General features: G+C 64.4%; 2 protein-coding genes and 1 pseudogene. All 3 read left to right on the top strand.

Annotated elements, in window-relative coordinates; translation table 11 throughout:
- Positions 1-73: 73 nt before the first annotated feature.
- A complete protein-coding gene (gene truB, locus V3572_RS13790; RefSeq protein WP_332111592.1) occupies positions 74-976 on the top strand; it encodes a tRNA pseudouridine(55) synthase TruB in 903 nt (300 codons plus the stop codon).
- Between the two features lie 105 nt (positions 977-1,081).
- On the top strand, positions 1,082-1,351 hold the full coding sequence (gene rpsO / locus V3572_RS13785; RefSeq protein ID WP_332111591.1) for a 30S ribosomal protein S15: 270 nt from the start codon (positions 1,082-1,084) through the stop codon (positions 1,349-1,351).
- A 212-nt stretch (positions 1,352-1,563) separates the two neighbouring features.
- Positions 1,564-2,580, top strand: a pseudogene (locus tag V3572_RS13780) (polyribonucleotide nucleotidyltransferase); the annotation flags it as partial.

Raw genomic sequence — 2,580 nt, 5'->3', positions numbered from 1 at the left:
GGTCCGGGGGAAATGATTTCCCCCGGGCGGGGTTCGGGGCGGCAGCCCCGACTCCCCGGCGTGTGGAGGGCACATGGCCAGGGATGAAAAACCGGCCCAGCAGCATGGCGTGCTGGTTCTCGACAAGCCCTCGGGGCCGACCTCCACGGCGTGCTTGAACGACATCAAGTATCGCCTGGGGCAAAAAAAGATCGGCCACGCCGGAACCCTCGATCCCCTGGCCCAGGGCGTTTTGGTGGTGCTTCTGGGGCGCGCCACCAAGGTCGCCACCTTTTTGCACGACGACAAGGTCTATCTGGCGGGCATGCGCCTGGGGCTGACCACGGACACCTACGACATCCAGGGGACCGTGACCGGCGAATTTTCCTGGCAATCGGTGACCGAAGGGGACGTGCTGCGCGAGATCGCTGCCGCTTGCGGCCGCCAGATGCAGGAGGTTCCGGCCTATTCTGCGGCCAAGCACCAGGGAAAACCCTTGTATGAACTGGCCAGACGGGGCATGATGACCCCGGTCAAGACCAAAGAGGTCGACATTTCCGATGCGCAGGTCGTTTCCATGGATCTGCCGTCGGTTCAATTCCGGATACGGGTTTCATCCGGCGCCTACGTCCGTTCCCTGGTCCACAGCCTGGGGCAGCGACTTGAGTGCGGCGCAGTGATGACCACCCTTGTCCGGGAGTACAGCCGTCCGTTTTCCCTCGGCGAGGCCCATAGCCTGGCCGAGGTGCTGGCCGAGCCCGCGCGTCTGCCCGAGAGGGTTTTGCCCCTTGAGGCGGCGCTTGCGGATTGGCCACGGGTGCGTTTCGGGGCGGAGGATGCGGCCAAGGTGGCCCGGGGCATGCGGCTTGACGCCGCAGGCGCGGCCCCGGGCGAGTTGGCCCTGCTCCTGGGTCCCGCTGGCGAACCCCTGGCCGCCGCCGAGGCGGTGGCGACGGATGGCGCGATGCGGTGGGCGATTTTGCGCGGCCTCGGCTGACGCAAACGTCCGGCCTTCCCGCTTCCGCTTTTTCCCGGGCATCCGCCCGGTGTGAAACGGACGGGTCGCGCGAGGCGAAAAACACGACAAACGGAGGATATCGCTGTGGTCATGACCGTCGAGGAAAAATCCAAGGTCATCGATGAGTACAAGAAGCATGAGGGCGACACCGGCTCCCCTGAGGTGCAGGTGGCGCTTTTGACCACGCGCATCAACTATCTGACAAACCATTTCAAGGTCCATGCCAAGGATTTCCATTCCCGCACGGGCCTTTTGAAACTTGTCGGACAGCGTCGCAAGCTTCTCAAGTACCTAAAAAGCAAGGACATTCAGCGCTATCGCGATCTCATCGCGAGACTTGGGCTGCGCAAGTAGCACCGGCCGGGGGTCATCGCGCGCGTTGCCGGAAATCGGCATCGCGCGGGGCGGCCCCCGCCTCCCCGAAAATTCACCATGCGCGCCGGGCGGCGGGACCGCCATCCGGTCCCGATGGCCGCCGCGCCTGACGGAGTTTTTTGGGGGGGCACACCCCAACATCGGGTTTTGCATCGGGAATCGCCCCGACCCGAAAACGAGGAACACACCCTATGGCATTTGGAACACCGGCTACCCGCCTGCAAGCCACTGTCGGCGACAGCACCATCATCATTGAAACCGGACGCTTGGCCAACCAGGCCGACGGCGCCATCTGGATTCAAAATGGCGACAACGTGGTGCTGGTCACGGCCTGTACCCAGACCCTGGAAATGGACAAGGGATTTTTCCCCCTGGTCGTGGATTACCAGGAGATGTCCTACGCCTCCGGGCGCATCCCTGGCGGCTATTTCCGCCGCGAGATCGGCCGCCCCTCCGAGCGCGAGGTGCTGGTCTGCCGTTCGATCGACCGGCCCTGCCGTCCGCTTTTCCCCAAGGGCTTCCGGGACGAGGTCCAGATCATCGCCACGGTCCTGTCCGCCGATCCCTTCACCGATCCGGACATCCTGGCCCTGACCGGGGCCTCCACGGCCCTGCACATCTCCAAGATCCCCTTCCTGGGACCCATCGCCGGGGCCCGGGTGGGCTACGTGGACGGCCAGTTCGTCTTAAACCCCTCCTATGCGGCCTTAAACGGCCCAAGCACCCTGAACATGGTTTTCGCGGCCAGTCGCGACGCCGTGGTCATGGTCGAAGGCGGCGGCAGGTTCGTGACCGAGGATCTCATCGCCGACGCCCTGGAATGGGGGCATAAGCAGATCCTCCCCCTGCTCGACCTCCAGGAGGAACTGCGGAACAAGGTGGGCGTGCCCAAGATCGAATTCACGCCGCCCCAGATCAACCCGGAAATCGACGCCAAGGTCACGGAACTGGCCACGGCCGACATGACCGCCGCCCTCTCCATCACCGACAAGATGGAACGCCGCGAGGCCCGCAAGAAGGTCAAGACGGCGGTCCTGGAAGCCATCGCCGCCGCGTATCCCGAGCATCCCGAGTTCAAGGGACAGGCCAAGGACATCATGGACAAGATGGAGAAATCCATCATGCGCGAGCGCATCCGGTCCACGGGAACACGCATCGACAACCGCGACCTGACCACCGTGCGGCCCATCGCCACCGAGGTCGGGGTG

Source organism: Desulfolutivibrio sp., assembly GCF_036584575.1.
Taxonomy (GTDB): domain Bacteria; phylum Desulfobacterota; class Desulfovibrionia; order Desulfovibrionales; family Desulfovibrionaceae; genus Desulfolutivibrio.
This window is presented reverse-complemented; position numbering and strand designations above follow the sequence as displayed.

Excerpts from the sequence above, each read along its gene's own strand:
- truB (WP_332111592.1), top strand. The coding sequence starts at position 74 with ATGGCCAGGGATGAAAAACCGGCCCAGCAGCATGGCGTGCTGGTTCTC.